The sequence below is a fragment of the Pirellulaceae bacterium genome (genome assembly GCA_029243025.1).
Taxonomy (GTDB): domain Bacteria; phylum Planctomycetota; class Planctomycetia; order Pirellulales; family Pirellulaceae.
In genome coordinates this window covers 443552-461220 of the sequence record JAQWSU010000030.1, presented here as the reverse complement: position 1 = coordinate 461220, position 17669 = coordinate 443552, and the positions used below count along the sequence as shown (strand labels likewise).

The 17669-nt window shown below is 54.0% G+C and carries 14 protein-coding genes; 7 read left to right on the top strand and 7 right to left on the bottom strand.

The window, feature by feature from the left end:
* A partial coding sequence (locus P8N76_14465) for a Tex-like N-terminal domain-containing protein (protein ID MDG2382869.1) occupies window positions 1–2669 on the bottom strand: 2669 nt, incomplete at its 3' end.
* A 566-nt stretch (window positions 2670–3235) separates the two neighbouring features.
* Between P8N76_14465 and P8N76_14460 the strand changes: the two genes are divergently transcribed.
* Together P8N76_14460 and P8N76_14455 are read left to right on the top strand one after the other, a co-directional pair.
* Complete coding sequence (locus P8N76_14460; protein MDG2382868.1) at window positions 3236–3475, top strand: hypothetical protein; 240 nt, start codon at window positions 3236–3238, stop codon at window positions 3473–3475.
* 93 nt (window positions 3476–3568) lie between these two features.
* Window positions 3569–4657 carry a TIGR00730 family Rossman fold protein gene (locus P8N76_14455; GenBank protein ID MDG2382867.1) on the top strand — a complete coding sequence of 363 codons (1089 nt, stop codon included), beginning with the start codon at window positions 3569–3571 and terminating at the stop codon, window positions 4655–4657.
* A 24-nt stretch (window positions 4658–4681) separates the two neighbouring features.
* Here the strand turns inward: P8N76_14455 and P8N76_14450 are convergent, their stop codons facing one another.
* The gene (locus P8N76_14450; GenBank protein ID MDG2382866.1) at window positions 4682–5083 is read right to left on the bottom strand and encodes a hypothetical protein; all 402 of its coding nucleotides are present in this window, start codon (window positions 5081–5083) and stop codon (window positions 4682–4684) included.
* Between the two features lie 50 nt (window positions 5084–5133).
* Entirely contained in the window at window positions 5134–7062 is a 1929-nt protein-coding gene (hemE, locus tag P8N76_14445; protein ID MDG2382865.1) for a uroporphyrinogen decarboxylase, read from the bottom strand.
* 206 nt (window positions 7063–7268) lie between these two features.
* Here hemE and P8N76_14440 point away from each other — a divergent pair, with 206 nt between their 5' ends.
* Entirely contained in the window at window positions 7269–8435 is a 1167-nt protein-coding gene (locus P8N76_14440; protein MDG2382864.1) for a hypothetical protein, read from the top strand.
* Between the two features lie 443 nt (window positions 8436–8878).
* On the opposite strand, the gene P8N76_14435 is transcribed toward P8N76_14440, so the two are convergent.
* A complete protein-coding gene (locus P8N76_14435; GenBank protein MDG2382863.1) occupies window positions 8879–9220 on the bottom strand; it encodes a hypothetical protein in 342 nt (113 codons plus the stop codon).
* A gap of 1018 nt (window positions 9221–10238) precedes the next feature.
* Here P8N76_14435 and P8N76_14430 point away from each other — a divergent pair.
* From P8N76_14430 to P8N76_14415, 4 genes are read left to right on the top strand one after another with little or no spacing between them, the layout of a single operon-like run.
* The gene (locus tag P8N76_14430) at window positions 10239–10634 is read left to right on the top strand and encodes a cupin domain-containing protein (GenBank protein MDG2382862.1); all 396 of its coding nucleotides are present in this window, start codon (window positions 10239–10241) and stop codon (window positions 10632–10634) included.
* Entirely contained in the window at window positions 10615–13299 is a 2685-nt protein-coding gene (locus tag P8N76_14425; GenBank protein ID MDG2382861.1) for a PQQ-binding-like beta-propeller repeat protein, read from the top strand. Before P8N76_14430 ends, P8N76_14425 begins: the two co-directional genes overlap by 20 nt.
* Window positions 13300–13338: 39 nt before the next feature.
* The gene (locus P8N76_14420; GenBank protein MDG2382860.1) at window positions 13339–15126 is read left to right on the top strand and encodes a PQQ-binding-like beta-propeller repeat protein; all 1788 of its coding nucleotides are present in this window, start codon (window positions 13339–13341) and stop codon (window positions 15124–15126) included.
* A gap of 11 nt (window positions 15127–15137) precedes the next feature.
* The gene (locus P8N76_14415; GenBank protein MDG2382859.1) at window positions 15138–15512 is read left to right on the top strand and encodes a response regulator; all 375 of its coding nucleotides are present in this window, start codon (window positions 15138–15140) and stop codon (window positions 15510–15512) included.
* 92 nt (window positions 15513–15604) lie between these two features.
* Here P8N76_14415 and P8N76_14410 read toward each other — a convergent pair whose 3' ends face one another.
* From P8N76_14410 to P8N76_14400, 3 genes are all read right to left on the bottom strand, one after another.
* Window positions 15605–15973, bottom strand: a complete 369-nt coding sequence (locus P8N76_14410) for a hypothetical protein (GenBank protein MDG2382858.1) — start codon at window positions 15971–15973, stop codon at window positions 15605–15607.
* 89 nt (window positions 15974–16062) lie between these two features.
* Complete coding sequence (locus P8N76_14405) at window positions 16063–16374, bottom strand: (2Fe-2S)-binding protein (GenBank protein ID MDG2382857.1); 312 nt, start codon at window positions 16372–16374, stop codon at window positions 16063–16065.
* 5 nt (window positions 16375–16379) lie between these two features.
* Window positions 16380–17573 carry a M20/M25/M40 family metallo-hydrolase gene (locus P8N76_14400; GenBank protein MDG2382856.1) on the bottom strand — a complete coding sequence of 398 codons (1194 nt, stop codon included), beginning with the start codon at window positions 17571–17573 and terminating at the stop codon, window positions 16380–16382.
* Window positions 17574–17669 lie beyond the last annotated feature (96 nt).

Below are 17669 nucleotides of genomic sequence, written 5' to 3'. Positions count from 1 at the left end.
GGAGCTTCACTGGCTGGAGCTTCACTGGCTGGAGCTTCACTGGCTGGAGCTTCACTGGCTGGAGCTTCACTGGCTGGAGCTTCACTGGCTGGAGCTTCACTGGCCGGAGCTTCACTGGCTGGAGCTTCACTGGCCGGAGCTTCACTGGCCGGAGCTTCACTGGCCGGAGCTTCAGCCGATTCGGGCGAACCAGTCAGGATGCTGCTGCCGTCCGGTTCGATAGCAAATGGCTCAGCAGTCGCGGTTGAATTCGCAACATCGCCCAGCTTTGGATTGGCAGCGACTGGCCGAGTACTTAAGGCAGCGACGTCCGCATCGATCTCCTCCAAGACGCTTCGCGCGATGCCGTAGCTTTCGGGGTGAATCCAGGTTTCATCCAATGGATTCTCAGCTCCGGGTATCTTCAAGAATCCCGCAGCCTGAACATAGGTAGCGTCCCCGATACCCGGTACTTCCTTGAGCTGTTCACGATTTCGAAATGGACCATGTTTCAGTCTGTATTCGTAGAGCCTACGTGCGGTGAGTTGGTTCAGCCCGGACACGTAGCCAAGTAATGCAGGACTCGCCGAATTCACGTCCACGCCAACGTAGTTCACACACGACTCGACCACGGCGTCGAGCGACGTGCGCAAATGCTTTGCCTTAATATCATGCTGATAGAGCCCGACACCAATGTTAGCCGGATCGATTTTCACAAGTTCCGAGAGTGGATCCAGAGCACGACGGCCAATCGAAACAGCTCCCCGCACAGTCGCATCATATTTCGACAGTTCTTCTCGTCCTGTTTGGCTGGTAGAGTAGACGCTCGCTCCCGCCTCGTTGATCATGAGGTACTTTGTTTCGAGATCAGACAGTTCATCGGTCAAAACTTGAGCGACGAGCTGCTCGGTTTCCCGACTGGCCGTACCGTTGCCGATCGCCACGACGGTTATTTCATGCTCGCGAATCTGTTCAATCAATCGCTGACGAGACTGCTGCACCCGCTCGGCGGCACCAATCACGTGAATCAGAGTGTGGGCGAGCACGTTGCCGAACTCATCCATCGCCACCAATTTGCAGCCGCTTCGAAAGCCGGGATCAATCGCCAACACACGATGGTGATGCAGGGGTGGCTGCAGCAACAATTTACGAAGATTGTGAGCAAACACCTTGACCGCATGCATTTCCGCACGATCTGTCAGCTCACGACGAATCTCACGATCAATACTGGGCACAACCAAACGAGTGAGGGCATCATGTAGGGCGTCGCGCAGCTGCTGAAGATAGGGATGTGCTTCCGGCACAACCAGTTTTTCAGCCTCACTACGAAGTGCTTCGCTGTCGAAGGCGATTTTAACCCGCAAGACCTTACAACGTTCTCCCCGATTAATCGCGAGAACACGATAATGCGGCAAGCGACTGATGGGCTCCGAGTAATCAAAGTAATCTTTAAATGACTGTTCCAGTTTTTGGCGCTTGCGCCGCCGTGCCTCGCGTCGTTGTACACGTCGCTCTTCCGCAGCCTTGACTTTGGCCGCTTTACCGGCTGGCCCATCGGCCACATCCACGGCAGCCACTTCCTTCTTCGCTGTCGACTTCCCTGCATCATCAGCTGCTACCACAACATCGGCCGAATCTGCGGCGGTGTAACTCGCTTGGGCAGACGTTTCGGTGGGCTGGGTGACGGGCTCTTCCTGAGATGCGGAAGCTTCGGACGTTTCGACGGTGGAATTCGCTTCGCTATCGGCAACCACGGCGCCTTCTGCGTCATTCTGATCACTCACCTGGGACGGTCTTGCTTCCGCCTGATCTTCCCCGATCGACTCGCTAGAAGTTTGCTTCTGCGAGTCAGTATCGAATGCTCCAGACAGGTCTGTTGGCGCCGTGGACTCTGTTGGCGCCGTGGACTCTGTTGGCGCCGTGGACTCTGTTGGCACAGCGGACTCTGTTGGCGCCGTGGACTCTGTTGGCGCCGTGGACTCTGTTGGCACAGCGGACTCTGTTGGCGGCAAATCATCGCTGCCTTCCGCCAATGCGTTGCCGCCATCGTCAACCGCGTGATCATTTCCGTCCTCTGGTTCACCCGCTTCGGCGGCATTTTCGATTCGCTTACTGACAAGTGAGCCGTCCCACATACGTTTCCGAGTCATCGCACGCAGATCGGCTCGGTCACCCAACATTTCGGCGAGAATATGGCCCACTCCAACCAGAACGTCCGCAACCGTTTCTAACTGTTTTTCTGGATCGAGGTAGGCTGCACAACGCGACTCAAGATCCTCAACTTCGCCCACCGCATTAAGCACCTCAAGGGCGAGAGGTTCCAGGCCACGCTGCTTGGCCACGGTCGCCAAGGTTTGCTTCTTAGGTCGAAATGGCAGGTAAAGGTCTTCCAACGTTTTGAGCGACATGGCGGCAATAATTTTCGCCTTCAAATCGTCGGTCAGTTGCTCTTGCGATTCAATTGATTTGAGAATTTTCTGTTTGCGCTCGCCCAGTTGTCGCTGCAGCGCAATCGCATCCTGAATTTGTCGGATTTGTTCCTCATCGAGCCCCCCCGTCCGATCTTTTCGGTAGCGAGTAATGAAGGGAACCGTATTCCCCTCATCTAAAAGCTCAACGGTGGACTGGACCTTCTCGACGGGTAGTCGCACTTGCCGAGCCACTAGGTTCAAATTTGCAGAATCAGTCATGGTTTCCCTAGATTCAACCATTTTGGTCGTCGCATTGCCGCCTGTTGAGAAAACAGGCCGTTTGCCATTTGGCTGGCCGGTCGCAAATTTGCATCTTTTGGGCGAATTCTAGCCGATAGCGGACTCGATAAGGGTTTGGACGATATCCAGGTGTCTTCTTCGAGCGCCACAGGGCGTTTTCATCACAAAGAGACGCCGACCTAACCATCTTTGTTTCCAGCTTCCCGTTTTCCAGGTCGCCCGAGGAGCGTTTCCGTTCCCCATCGAGAAGTTTCCCAACACCGCTTTTTTGAAATGATCCGGCCAACTCCATTTTATCAATCGCAATCTAGCGCCTGATGATTTGTTTGTCAAGGATTGGCGTGCAGGAGGTGGAAAACACGGGGTTTGTGGACAGTGTAACGATTTGGTTGAGAAATTCGCCAAAAACCAACTTTTTGCTCAAACCGAAGACGAATACTTTGCCGATAACATTCATGACGTGCAAGGATGCCACAAAACGCGACTCGGATAACTCGGCAGAATACAGAGAATCGTGAGTCTGCTAGCCCCAAGGAATGGATTCCATGGCGACCAGCCATCTACGCGTATATCACGGTCCCGAAGACTTGACACCAACGGCCACCCAATGCGGGCTCCACGACGAAGTGTCGGTCCCCCTCCGAGAAATTTTGTCAACACTGGCAGATGCAGTTCAGTGCGATCGCGGATGGTTGCGAGACTTTGAAAACGACGACGTGAAGATCTCGACCGACCTTCACGAAGTCATCCTCGCCTACCAACACTACCGACGTCCGTCAGCCTGATTTTGCTCGCAGCTGACGAACCCTGTAAAATGACAGCACGTACCGACCTTCCGTCGCCGTGCTGTTTTTTCGCGCTGGGAGCCAATTTCGACGATGACTCAACCCAACCAAGATTCAGACTCACGCCCTGATCAGGGAGCCGCCGCGTCAAAGTCGCCAGGCAAATTACAGAAGCAGGGCAAACGAGAAAAGCATATTGGCGATTTAGTGGAACGGATCAAAGAATCGGCCGACAAAATGGTCGAGGATGGTTCCTCCCGCGGCGACCTCAAGCTTCTCAGCCGCACGCTACGGGAGCTTCGCTACGGTTTCAAGGTCTTCTCGCCTTATCGGCGTTTTCGCAAAGTCACCGTATTTGGCTCAGCTCGTACCCCCGAGGATGCCCCCTCCTATTCGCAAGCTGTCGAGCTCGGGGAAAAAATGGCAGTCAACGATTGGCTCGTCGTCACCGGTGCAGCGAGTGGGATCATGGAAGCCGGCCATCGTGGAGCGGGTCGAGAGAGTTCCATGGGGCTGAACATCATGCTGCCCTTCGAGCAAGATGCAAACCCGGTAATTGCGGGCGACCATAAATTAGTGCACATGAAGTACTTTTTCACGCGCAAGGTGATGTTCGTGAAGGAATGCGATGCGGTAGTTTGCCTGCCAGGCGGTTTCGGCACGCTCGACGAAGCACTCGAAGTGTTGACCCTACTGCAGACTGGCAAGCGTGATATGGTACCCGTCGTTCTCCTCGATGAGCCGGGAGGCGATTACTGGAAAACGTTTCATCAATTCATTGCTGATCATCTTCTTGGCGATGGCATGATCTCGCGGCAAGACTTGTCGATCTACATGATCACCGACGACTGCAATACGGCCGTCGATGAGGTGCTGAATTTCTATCGCGTCTACCACAGCATGCGCTACGTGCGGAACAAGCTTGTATTCCGCCTCACAGAAGAGCCGTCCGAAAGATTATTAACCGACATCAACAACGAGTTTGGTGATATCGTCAACCGAGGTGGATTTGTGTTAAGTGGCCCACTGCAAGACGAAAATGACGAGCAAGATTTGAACAAACTACCCCGGCTCGTTTTCCAATTCGACCGACGCAATCTGGGCCGTTTACGGCAGTTGATCGATTGTCTGAACGAACGCAGTATTGAACCCGCAGCAGCCGGTCGTCGCGAGCGTTTCTGAGCATCGAACCTGAATTATCAAGCGTCAGCTGTTATCGTACGCATCGCGTTCGAATGGATTTTCTCGGTAGGCATCTCGGCCTTGCAGCCACAACGCAACTGAGCAAGCCAAGTAAGCCGGCCCCATCAAACAACCCCACCGCTCAAACTGCCGCACATGAATTCTTTCGTGTGCTCGCGTGATGTCCAACGCAGCTTGATGGCGAGCGATCACGGTATGCCCTAGGGTCATCGCTTGAACACCCTCCAGCGGCAGGCGGTCGAGCAACCAAGCAATCAAGGGACCATGAAACTCCAACACGCCATCTCGCAACTGCCCTGCCCCCCCGCTGGCCAATCCACCCAGGCCGAGCAAAACACCGATCAACGAGTAGGGTGATGCCCAAGCAACAACAAGAAAACGTGCGATTCTTTCCTCGCAATTCATTTGGCTCTCTCGGCGATCAAGTGGCTTGACGAACTGCGTTGACTGAGCTTTTAACTGCGTTGACTGAGCTCATGAACGATGTCGACGAGTGCAATCGCATTGTCGACAGGCGTTTCTTTTAGAATTCCATGTCCCAGATTGAAGATATGGCCTGGCCGGCCCTCGGCTTGCCGAAGAACTTCCCTGGCACAGCGACGAATCGTGTCACGATCCGAGAGCAACACACCCGGATCAAGATTACCTTGAACGGACCGATCGAAGCCAACTTGCTCCCATCCTTTCGCCAAATCGATTCGCCAATCGAGGCCAATCACCGGCGCGCCACCTTCCGCGACAAGCGGCAACAAGGCCGGATTCCCAGTCGCAAAACTGATCACGGGCACTCCAGGCAGAATGCCCTTAATAATCTGCTGCACATAGGGCAGAACGAATTGGCGATAATCGGCGGGCGAAAGACAGCCGACCCACGAGTCGAACAATTGCACACACTGGGCCCCGGCCGCTATTTGCGCGTTCAGGTAGATAGTCACAGAACGCGACATCCGTTCCATAAGCTCCTGCCAGGCTCCCGGATCGCGAAACATCAGGGTCTTAGTGTGGACGTAGCTGCGACTGGAACCGCCTTCAATCACGTAACTCGCCAGCGTGAACGGCGCCCCGGCAAAGCCAATTAACGGCATGTCATCCGGAAGATCTAAGCGAGTCTGCCGAACTGTCTGCATAACAAAATCAAGTGACTCGACATTGTCCAGCTCCACGACACGATCGACATCCATCGATTCGCGAACGGGATTATGAATCACGGGACCATCCCCCGCGACATATTCAAGGTCCAATCCCATCGGCTGCAGCATGGGCAATAAATCGGAGAAGATGATTGCCGCATCTACCCCCAAACGTTGAACCGCGGTAACCATGACCTCGGAGCACAACTGCGGATTCTTGCAGAGATCGAGAAAGGTCGTCTTCGCTCGCACTTCTCGATATTCCTCCATGTATCGCCCCGCTTGTCGCATCAGCCAGACGGGAGTTACGTCGGTTGGTTCGCCGCGGCAAGCTTTCATGAACGGGCTGTCAAACCAGGGAGCTGCGGAGATCTCACCACTGGACTCTGCTTGATCTAACGCAACACGAACCCTTTTTTTTCGGCTCCGAATCGATTGACTCTGATCCGCCGTCTCCATCACCAAGTGGCCCAGTTTGGGATGGCTGGGTTCAAAATCAACTGGCAAATTGTGGCGACGTAACATTTCACTCGTCGTTGGCCCCACCGACGCCACTACCGTTTGACGGAGCCCTTTGATCACCTCGTCCGAAATGCCAAGTTCCGATGCCATTCGCAACAGATTGGTGACCTGATGCGCGGAAGTGAACAGACAAACATCCAGCTGATGCTCAACCAGTCGGCGCAAATTATCTTCCAACGGCTTTGTATCCAGCGGCAACTCCCAGGCATAAACTCGCAGATTCATCACCTCAGCGCCACGAGCTTCCAGTCCAGCGACCAAACTAGGATTCGACTTACCGTACTCTTGTAGCCCAACCTTTTGATTTGCGAGACTCACATTTTGATCGAGCGTTCCGAGCAACTCGCGCCACGTATTAGGTTCCGGAGCAACAAACGTCGGAGTCAAGCCTGTTTCTCTCATGGCAGCGACGGGTTTAGGACCGCGAGCGATCGTCGTCACATCCGCCAGTGAATTCAAGAACCGGTCGCGATCCAGCTGGCGTTCCACCAACGACAACAGGTGTCGGTAACCGCCCCCCGTCATCAAGATGACGATGTCGATTTGGCCGGTCACTAATTCGTTGGCAAAGTGGATAACCGCCGGGTTAGATTCCAGGGGAACTTCGCGCATTGAGGGACTCACGAAGGCTTCGCCCCCAAACCGTTCGATCATCCGCGTCGTTTCTTCCGCTCGTCGACTCTCGAATGCCGCGACCTTAAGACCGGCAAAAGTTGCTTGTTTTTCGCTCATTCCCTCATCGTAGCGGAGGCTCGAGGTGCGGAAAAGTGCCGACCCGCCTCCGAGAGCGCCGCTACACGCCAGTCAAGCTGGCTGATACGATAAAGGCAGCTCGCCAAGCCCGACAAGTTTGTCGCCTTCGCGACCGGTAGCTTGCCAGCTCACCTAAAGCATTTCATCGACATCTTTTTACGCCTTGCAAAGAGTCATCAACTTCCATGCCCGATAACGAAGCGGCGTTTAGCCATCTAGAACAGGTCTTTGCCGAGTCTGGTTCCTCCGCAGCACTTGACCGACTCGTCGAGACGTTACAAGAACAGAGCAAATATCATGAGTTGTTCGAAGCGTTGAAAATGAAACTACGGCATCAGCTTGGCTTGCCGTTGCGATACAACGATTCGGGTGAAGAGCTTGAAGAAACCACTCGGCAAGGACTCGAAGACGGCCTCATCGATGCGTGCCGACAGGTGGGAGTCTTACTGTTACAAGAGGGTAAGCTTCGCGAAGGATGGATGTACCTCCGGCCCGTTGGTGAATCTCAGATTGTGCTGGATGAACTTGCCAAGCTTGAACCACATGCTGAGAACATCGATGAGTTTATTGAGCTTTGCCTTCACGAAGGGCTCGATTTGCCGCGCGGCTTTCAACTGATGCTGGACCACTATGGTACGTGCAATTCGATTACAACCTTCGAATCTTCGATGTATGGCCAGCCCCGTGACCAACGAAAAACTGGAGCCAGTTTGTTGGTCAGCCACGTATACAATGAATTAGTTGAAAATGTGCGAGGACATATCGAACGTGAAGAAAAGCAGACTCCACCGCAGGGAACACTCGGCGAATTGATTGCCGACCGGTCTTGGCTGTTTGCGGACGGTGGCTACCACGTCGACACAACCCACCTTTCGTCCGTCGTGCGTTTTGCTCGCGACCTGGACGAACATCGCCTGCTATGGATGGCACGCGAGTTGACCACCTACGGAAATCAACTCGATCAACAACTGCAATATGCGTCCGAAGCCCCCTTCGCCGAATTCTACCCGGCACACCAAAGGTACTTTGACGCTCTCTTGGGCCAAGAAATCGAAGAAGCCATCCTCTACTTTCGCCAACAGGCCGAAAAATCGGATGCTTATCAAGAAAGTACGGTGGCCATCGAAGTCTACTTGGACTTGCTGGCAAGGTTAGAAAAATGGCCAACTGCGATCGAAGAAACCGTGCGACTGCTACCCGAAAGCGTTCAAACGACCGGATTGGCACCCAGCCTACTCGACCTCTCCGAAGCCTGTCAAAATTACGATCATCTCCGGCAAGCTTGTCGGGAACGAGACGACCTGTTGGGTTATACGATCGGATTGCTGAATGCCAAGTCGAAATCAAATTAATGGCTTCATGGCGATTTGGCTCCCAGACTTTCGCACCCCAGCCAGATCGTTCAAAAAAACCAACAAAAAAAGGCCGCTCCCGTTTGGAAGCGACCTTTTAATAATCCATGGGAGCCTTACGTAGGCCCTTGCGATTGCATCTTAGCGACCGAATCGAATGACGTGGCTTGCACGACGAACCGGCACTTGAGGCTTTCGCTTTGCGGAGGGATCAACGGTAGCGGCCGCGGATTCTTCAGCTGCAGGTGCAGGCTGAACAACCGGAGCGGGGCTCATGACCGGTGCGCCACAGGCGGGCTCACATCCACAGGAAGCATCGCAACCGCTGTCGCAACCACTGTCGCAACAGCCACGGGCTGAGCGATGGTGGAACAGACGGTCGAGCAAACCACCGCAAGACTTCAAGGGAGCTGCACAACCACAACTAGGTTCGCATCCACAGCTCACGTCCGAATCACAGCAGTCCGAATCACAGCAGTCCGAATCACAACCGTTGTCACAGCAACCATTGTCTGCTCCACAGGAAGCTTCGCAACCGCTGTCACAACCGCAAGACGACGAGCAGCAGCTCTTCTTCTTGCAGGCGAACAAGTGATCCAACAAACCACCACAACGCTTTTTCGAGCAGCCGCAGGCAGTTTCGCAACCACAGCTCGGCTCGGAATCGCAACAACCGGAATCGCATCCGTTGTCGCATCCTGAATCACAACCAGTGTCGCAACCATCGTCGCAACATCCGGCATCTGCACCACAAGTAGCTTCGCAACATCCGCTACTGCTACCACAACATCCGCTGCTCGTGCCTAGCATTCGGTCGAGCAGCTCGAAGCCGAAGCTCTGAGTACAAAGTCCCAAAGCCAGCACGAGGGTACCGAGATAAATATTCCACTTCATCGACCGAGGTCTCCTTCGAATAAGAATTGCAAGTTTGGGGTCCATCCTTGACAGCCATCAAGCAAAACCACTGTCCATTATGGAGCGTCGGAAGGCGAACGACTGACGTCATTCGGAATCACGCAAAGGAAGTGATGTTGTAGGTAGGTCTGTCGCGGAGGGTGGGTCGAAACCCGCAATTCAGATCAACGGTCACACCAGCTCTGGCCGAGTCACTCCTTGACCCGTTTGGACCAAACCAATAAACCGATGCGGCGCTGTGCCACGGAGGCACATCGTTTTTTTCTGCGACAAGAACGGTATCGGCCCCACCGTTTAAATGGCTTGAGATCAGCGAACCAAATCCAGCCAATTGGTTTAACAATACTGTTACGTAAACTCTGTCGACACCACAAGCTGGTAAACGTCTAACGGTTTTGACAGGTCACGCCCGTTACAAACCCCCAAACTCCAAGTCACAGAGCGATCTTTGACACTTTCAGAAGCCGATCGCCTGACCCGGCCGCGCAGCAGCAATCATGCTGGCAGCCCACAAGCGATCCACCGACCGCCGCCACATACCCCCCAACGGGCTATATACAATACACTCCACAAGGGTATTTTCGGGTCCGGTCGTCACTTTATCAGTCCGGCAAAGAAGCGATCAGCGACTCGAATAACGGGTTCGACCCTTCCCATAGACTCATTCAGCAGCCCACCCAAGATTTGCGGCTCAAATCCACCGTACTTCCGGTCCCAGTGGGAGGAGAGCGGCGTAGATTTAGCGAAAGCACAAGAGAGCGGCTCACACCGTCACCACCCCCCAATGGGACCGACGTTGTAGCCTGTTCGATCAAGGTTTGGTAAATTGCAGGAGTTGTTTGCATTATGCGCATCTCGCCTACCTTACTCGGAATATTCCCACCCTCCATGCCATCATCATCTACCTCAGCCGGGTCGCTTGGCCCAGGGTACGAGTTGGTCAACTTTGCCGAAGTAACGCCAGTAGCCTGCCCCTGCGGTATGGCACGGCGGGCTTTTGCAGAGACCGCCGACTTTCCCGGCACGGTGCATGTCACGGAGATTTCGACGAATGCGAAGCTGCATTACCACAAGCAACTCACAGAAACCTATTTCATTTTGGAGTGTGACGCAGATGCTCGGATGCAACTTGATGGCGAGGAAGTTGAATTGGAGCCGGGGACATGTGTGCTCATCCGACCTGGAGTCCGTCACCGTGCGATCGGGAAGATGAAAGTTCTGATCCTTGTACTACCCAAGTTTGATCCGGAGGATGAGTGGTTTGATGATGCCTGCCAAGACTAAACAGACGAACGCGGTCGCGCGTCCTCAGAATTGGAAGTTGCTAATCTTCGCATTCGGCTTGGCGATCTCTGCTGGCTGCGTGCCTGCGAGTCGTTCTCCGGATAGCAACGCTACTACCAGCGGAGCAATCATTCCCACCGAGACAAGAACGGTTGCCACTCAAACCGACGACGCGTCCATCAAGACGGATCCGCTTGATTGGACCGTCTGGCGAGGCCCGAACTATAACGGCGTTTCGCTTGAAACAGAATTGATCGACGACTTTGATGCGCGTGGTGGAGAAGGCAGTAATGTCGCTTGGAAACGCGCAGACCTCGGCGGACGCAGCACACCTATCGTCATGGATGGCAAGCTGTACACAATTGTCCGAGCTGAGCCCGGCACCGAGCAAGAAGGGGAAAAGGTCGTCTGCGTTGATGCCAAGACCGGCGAGACACTCTGGGAAAACCGCTTCAATGTGTATCTTTCGGATGTCCCTGACACACGTGTAGGATGGTCGTCTTGCGTGGGTGACCCGGAGACTGGCAACATTTACGCTCAGGGCGTCTGCGGCCACTTTCAGTGCATCGACGCAAGAACCGGCAAGACCAAGTGGATGATCCCCCTGCATGAACGATTTGGCTTGTTAAGCACCTATGGAGGCCGCACGAACTTCCCCGTCATTTGCGACGACTTGGTCATCACCAGCGCGATCGTCATTGGATGGGGCGACATGGCAAAACCAGCCCACCGATTTATCGGTTTTGACAAGCGAACCGGCGACGTTGTGTGGTTCTCAGGCACGCGTCTGCTGCCTTATGACACCACCTACAGCGGACCGACGCTCACGGTTCTCGGAAACCAAAAATCGCTCGTGTTTGGCTCCGGAGATGGGGGCATCTGGGCGATGCAACCTCGAACGGGTCAACCGATTTGGAAGTATCAACTTTCACGGCGAGGTGTAAACGCATCCCCGTTGGTCGTGGATGAAACGGTCTACGCGGGACACAGCGAAGAAAACACAGTTGGGACGAGCATGGGCGCGGTCGTCTCCATCGACACGAGCAAAGCCAACGACGCTGATTCGGTCGTCGACCTGACATCGACGGGCGAAAACTGGCGAGTCGACGAGGTGATGGCGGGTCGCACGCAGCCGCTCTTTGTCGATGACAACATTTGGGTGTTTGATGACCGAGCTAAATTACAAGTTTTTGACGCAAAAACGGGTGATCCTGTCGGCCGACGAATCGCCTTGGGACGCATGATGCGATCCAGTCCATTACAAGCGGATGGCAAAGTTTATGCGTTTTCAGCCAATGGTCGTTGGGGCATTTATAAACCGGACGAGAAAAACGGAGCCCGCGTCGTCAACAAAGGCCGACTTCCGTCCGGCGAAGAATGCCATGCATCGCCAATCTGCTCACACGGACGGATCTACGTCCAATCGACGGGTGCCCTCTACTGCCTGCAGGATCCAGAAAAGCATTCTCAAGCACTCGAGCAGCCCAAGCCAAAGCTCGAACCCGATGTGGCTCAGGACCCCCAGCCAACTCACCTACAACTGGTGCCGGCCGAAGTGTTAATGAAACCTGGCCAAGTGCAAGCGTTTCAAGTCCGCCTTTTTAATTCGCGCGGACAACTACTGGGTACATCAACGTCGACCGCCGAGTTCAGCCTCGAGGGACCTGGACAAATCTCGCCGGATGGCAAGAACATTGCCTTCCGCCTCTTTACGGCGGCCAAGAACGCATCTCATCAGGCGACCGTCATCACCGCAAAAGTCGGTTCACTCAAGGGCACCGCTCGCATCCGGATTGTGCCAGATCTCCCCTGGAACTTTAGCTTTTCAAATGGAGAAATCCCCATTAGTTGGGTGGGTGCTCGTTACCGCCACGTCCCGCTCGATGACAAATTGTTCGGTGAACTGAATCAGCAAGATCCGATGGCCGCACAGCTGTACTTGTATTTGAGTAGTGCCTTCACCAACACGGGAAAAACCAAACTGGTTTACGACAACAGTACGCCTCAGCAAAAATGGTCCGCTCTCCAAAGATTTCTCGGTACCGATGCAACCACATTGGAACAAGCGCAAACTCAATTAGATCCCGTACTCACGCGCCTGATTGACAAAAATGTGCTGAAGGGTATCGGCTGGGAAAACTTGCCAAATGTGGGCGTTCAACTGATGGTCGAAAAAGGGTCGCGAGCCTTCAGTGGCGAGGGAGTCATGACGAAAATCAAGACAATTCCCAAAGGAACGCGCAGCCGTTGTTGGTTTGGTCAATCGGATCTGAGCAACTACACAATCCAAGCCAACATCCGAGCCGCGACGAAAGACAATAAGCTGCCAGACATTGGCTTACTTGCACAAGGCTATGCCATCGACCTGCAAGGGGCGAGCCAGAAACTTCAGATTCGTTCTTGGGTTCCCCAACTGCGAATGGCACAGACGATTGACTTTCCCTGGGAAGCTGATCGTTGGTACACGATGAAGTTTCGAGCGGCAGTCGAAAACGGCAAAGCCGTGTTGCGAGGCAAAGTTTGGCCCAAAGATGAAGCGGAACCGACAGACTGGACGATTCAGGCGACCGATGATTCGCCCAATCGATCTGGAAGTCCCGGCCTATTCGGAAATGCCAAGGATGCTGAGATTTTCCTCGATGACATTATCGTAACCGCAAACTGAGCGATCTGATCGAAACCAATAAAGAGGTTAGGAAATACTATGACTTCACGTCGACGTAATCTGCGAGCACGTCGTACCGTCTCGGCACTAGTCGCTGCGTTTATGCTCGGATCTCTGACCGTCAACTTGATTCCCAGTGAACGACCTTTTTTGACCGTTACCGCGAACGATCGCAATGGGTCAGTGACCGAAACTCAAGCTGTAGCAGCCGCAACACGCCTGCGCGACGAAATCCAAAACGGCGACTGGAGCCAATGGGGTGGAAACTCCTATCGGAACAATGCGCCCGCCGGTGAAAACATTTGCATCGACTGGGATTGCGGCCGATTCGACCGCCGTTCCGGCGAATGGATCAACGACAAAGCCGAAAACATCAAGTGGGTAGCCCGAGTTGGAAGCCAAACCTACGGCAATCCAGTCGTGGCCGGCGGTCAAGTTTACGTGGGGACCAACAATGGAGCCGGTTATGTGGATCGCTATCCGGCCAAAGTCGATTTAGGTTGCTTACTCTGCTTCAATGAAAAGGACGGTAAATTTCTTTGGCAACACTCCAGTGAAAAGCTGCCCACCGGGCGCGTGCATGACTGGCCGCTGCAGGGAATTTGCTGCGCACCACTCGTCGAAGGGAAACGACTTTGGTTTGTTACCAGTCGCGGCGAAGTACTTTGCCTCGACACCGAAGGATTCTACGACGATGAAAACGATGGCCCATTCAAGGAAGAATCGGCGACTAGCAAAGAAGACGCTGACATCATTTGGTCATTCAATATGATGAAGGATCTGGGTGTCTCGCAACACAACATGTGCAGCTGCTCAGTAACAAGCTGGGGCGACTACCTCTTAGTCAACACTTCCAATGGACTCGACGAGTCCCATATCAACTTGCCCGCACCTGAAGCACCCAGCTTTATCTGCATGAACAAGAATACGGGGGAAGTCTATTGGACCGACAACTCGCCCGGCGAAAACATCCTGCACGGACAATGGTCTTCACCTGCGGTTGGGGAATTGGGTGGTGTCCCGCAGGTCATCTTTGCTGGTGGCGACGGCTGGGTGTACAGTTTCAAAGTAAGCAAAGGGAAAGATGGCAAGGGAGAACTGCTGTGGAAATTCGATGCCAATCCCAAGGATTCCAAATGGATCTTGGGAGGTCGTGGCACACGCAACAACATTATTGCCACACCGGTGATCTACGACGGTCGCGTCTATGTTGCCGTTGGACAAGACCCTGAACATGGAGAAGGAATTGGCCATCTCTGGTGCATTGATCCCACCAAGCGAGGTGATGTCAGTCCTGAACTTGCCGTGAATGTGGCCGACCGCAGCAAGTCGATCGAACATCGACGTATTCAAGCCGTGATCGAAGAAGAAGGCGACGTGGTCGTGGACAACCCAAATTCTGCCGTGATTTGGCACTACGACCGATTCGACCAAAACGGCGATGGCGAGATCGAATTCGAAGAAACAATGCACCGTAGTTGCGGAACAGTTGCCATCAAAGACAACCTGCTCTATATCGCAGATTTCAGTGGGCTCTTTCACTGTCTGGACGCAAAAACGGGGAAAATCCACTGGACCTACGATATGTTGGCCGCTGCCTGGGGCTCCCCGCTTATCGTCGAAGATCACGTTTACATTGGCGACGAAGATGGCGATGTGTGCATCTTTGACCTGACTTCTGAGCCCCATGAGCCGATCGCCGAAATCAATATGGGTAATTCCGTCTATAGCACCCCAATCGTCGCCAACAACGTGCTGTTCATCGCCAACAAGACTCACCTGTTCGCGATCGAGCCATCCAAGAAAGATGAAGAGGCTTCGAACTAAGCTTCGTACCGATGGCAAAAAAAGTCTTAGATGTGGGCAACTGTGTCCCAGACCACGAAGCGATCCGAACTTTGATCGTGAGCCACTTTGACGCGGAAGTCGTTCAGGCTCATGGTCTGGACGATGCGCTGCAGACTCTCCGGCAAGGTTGTTTTGATCTAATCTTAATTAACCGCAGACTCGATCGGGATAACAGCGAGGGACTCGTCGTCTTAGCAGCAATCAAGGCTGATTCTGAGCTCGCCTCGGTACCAACGATGTTAGTCACCAATTTCGAAGATCATCAGCAAACGGCGATCAATGCGGGAGCTGTCGCCGGCTTTGGCAAGTTGGCCCTGAATGAGAGCTCAACGGTTGACAAATTGGCTGAGTGGCTGAGTGGCTGAGTTAAACGGGTAAGATTCTGGCCAAAAGTGGGGCGGCCAGATCGGTTTCCGCCAGCAAGAACACCAGTGCAGGCGACTGAACCGAGAGCCGTCTATTCTTCGATAACCTCTTTCACCTTTTGGACGAAGTGGGGTGATTTACCCGACTTTGACAGATCGGTCGCCTTCTTCTCCGCCTGTTTCTTCTGGGTGAAATCGTAGAGAGCGACGCGTTTGAGTGACTGATTAAAGACGCCCCAAAAGAGCTTCATCCTCACATCGGCGACCGCTTTGGCCCGAGACGCACGTTTGGCGGCCTTCTTTTTCACGGCCTTCTTTTTCGTTGCGCCGGCCTTTTCTGCCGCCTCCGCTTCAGCTCGCAACTCTTTTCTACTTACAACTTTGCGTGCCATTTTCCGTCCATTCTGAGGGGCTGCCGATAACCATAAACCACTCGCCAAATGCTCGACGTGGCCTTTCATGTTAGCGAAATTCGCTCACGATCGCTACCAGGTGCCAGCCTTGATCCGTCACGACAAGCCGTAGAAGGGGCCCGAACCGTCCAATCAAATCAATCGTTCGGGTTAGGCAAGTCTGGGATCGGATCCGCGGTTGCCGGCGGTGTCCCCTTCCCGTCGCGAACATATTGGGCCCGATTTTGAGCATACTCCTCAGCCGCAGGCAATGGATCCTCAGCCCCATCTTGCCCTTTGGCAGCTTCGAAGAGTTGGCATAAAAAGGGGCGGCACCAACCACAACCGGTCCCAGCACCGTAGCAGTCGCTTAGCTGAGCGACACGGCGTGGCCGCTCGATCCGAATGTAATTCAGTACCTTGCGTTTTTTGACGTGGAAGCATAAGCAGAGGTCATCGTCCAAATCCATCAGTCTTAATCCCCCAGAGCGAGAGCTTCAGCAATCTTGCACGCCCGGCGAAATTGCCGCACGTCCAACGCTTCGGAAACCATGTGCTGATTTAACTGACCGCACCCCAGGCTGACCGTCGGAATGCCACGAGCACTCAACCAATTCGCGTCGAGGCCACCATTCGCAATTGCGAGTTCAGCCGTTTCACCCAAGCTTTCGACGGCGGCTTGGGCAGCAATCACACAAGGTTCTTTCGTGTCCAAACAGAAGGAATCGTAATCCAGACGACCGTCGAACTCGACACGGCCAGTTTTCCCTGACGCATTCCGAACTTGCTTAACAGCGCGTTGAAATGCTTTCTCGATCTGCCGCACGATACGTTCACGAAAACGAGCATCGTGACTACGAGCCTCCGCACGTACAAAGAGTTCATCCGTCACCACGTTTGTTGCTGCTCCGCCACGAACAACTCCAACGTTGCTCGTTCCAACCTTTCCGGACTTCTCGATCAACCCATGCCAGCCTTGTTGATGCAGATCAGCAATTGCCAAGGACGCAATGGCAATCGCACTTACTCCTTGCTCGGGAGCTCCGCCGGCATGACTGGCGATTCCGCGGACCAGAATCTCCATTCGATAACCGCCCGTCGCACCGATGGTGAGCTTGGCGGCTAAGCCTCCGTCCCAGTTGAAAGCCAATTGCGGATTCCCGAGCAGCTTCAAATTAGCTTGCCGAGCGCCATGTAAGCCAATTTCCTCCTGCACCGTCCACAGAAACGTCAACGGTGGGTGAGGGCGAGGATCGCGGATTAACTTCAAGGCGGTTAGCAGAGTGACGGCACAGCCGGCCCGATTATCGGCACCCAAACCGGTTTTCGGGTCTGCAGATCGAATACGGTTGCCGCGCCGAACAGGCTTGGCCCCTACACAAATAGGCACCGTATCCAGATGGGAGACCAGCATTCTTCGAGGGCGTCGATTTCCAGGTAATTTGAGCACGAGATTTCCCGTACCGCCATCGATGGGCGTCGCGCGATGGGCCTGATCATGACGAATCCAACTCGACTTGGCACCCGCCTCAACCAATCGCTCCGTGAGGTATCGGGCAACTTCCGCTTCCTCCCCACTCTTCCCCGGGATCGCCATCAACTCCATCAACAATTCAAGATCAAAATCTTGAGCTGGGATCGCTTTTCGTTTCGCGGTTCGCGCTGGCATCGTATCTCCACAGTATTAGAATCGAAGCATCAAATTGCCCATTGGACCCGATCTAGCTCTCGTTTTCCGCATTATACGCCATCCGGCGGCACGAAT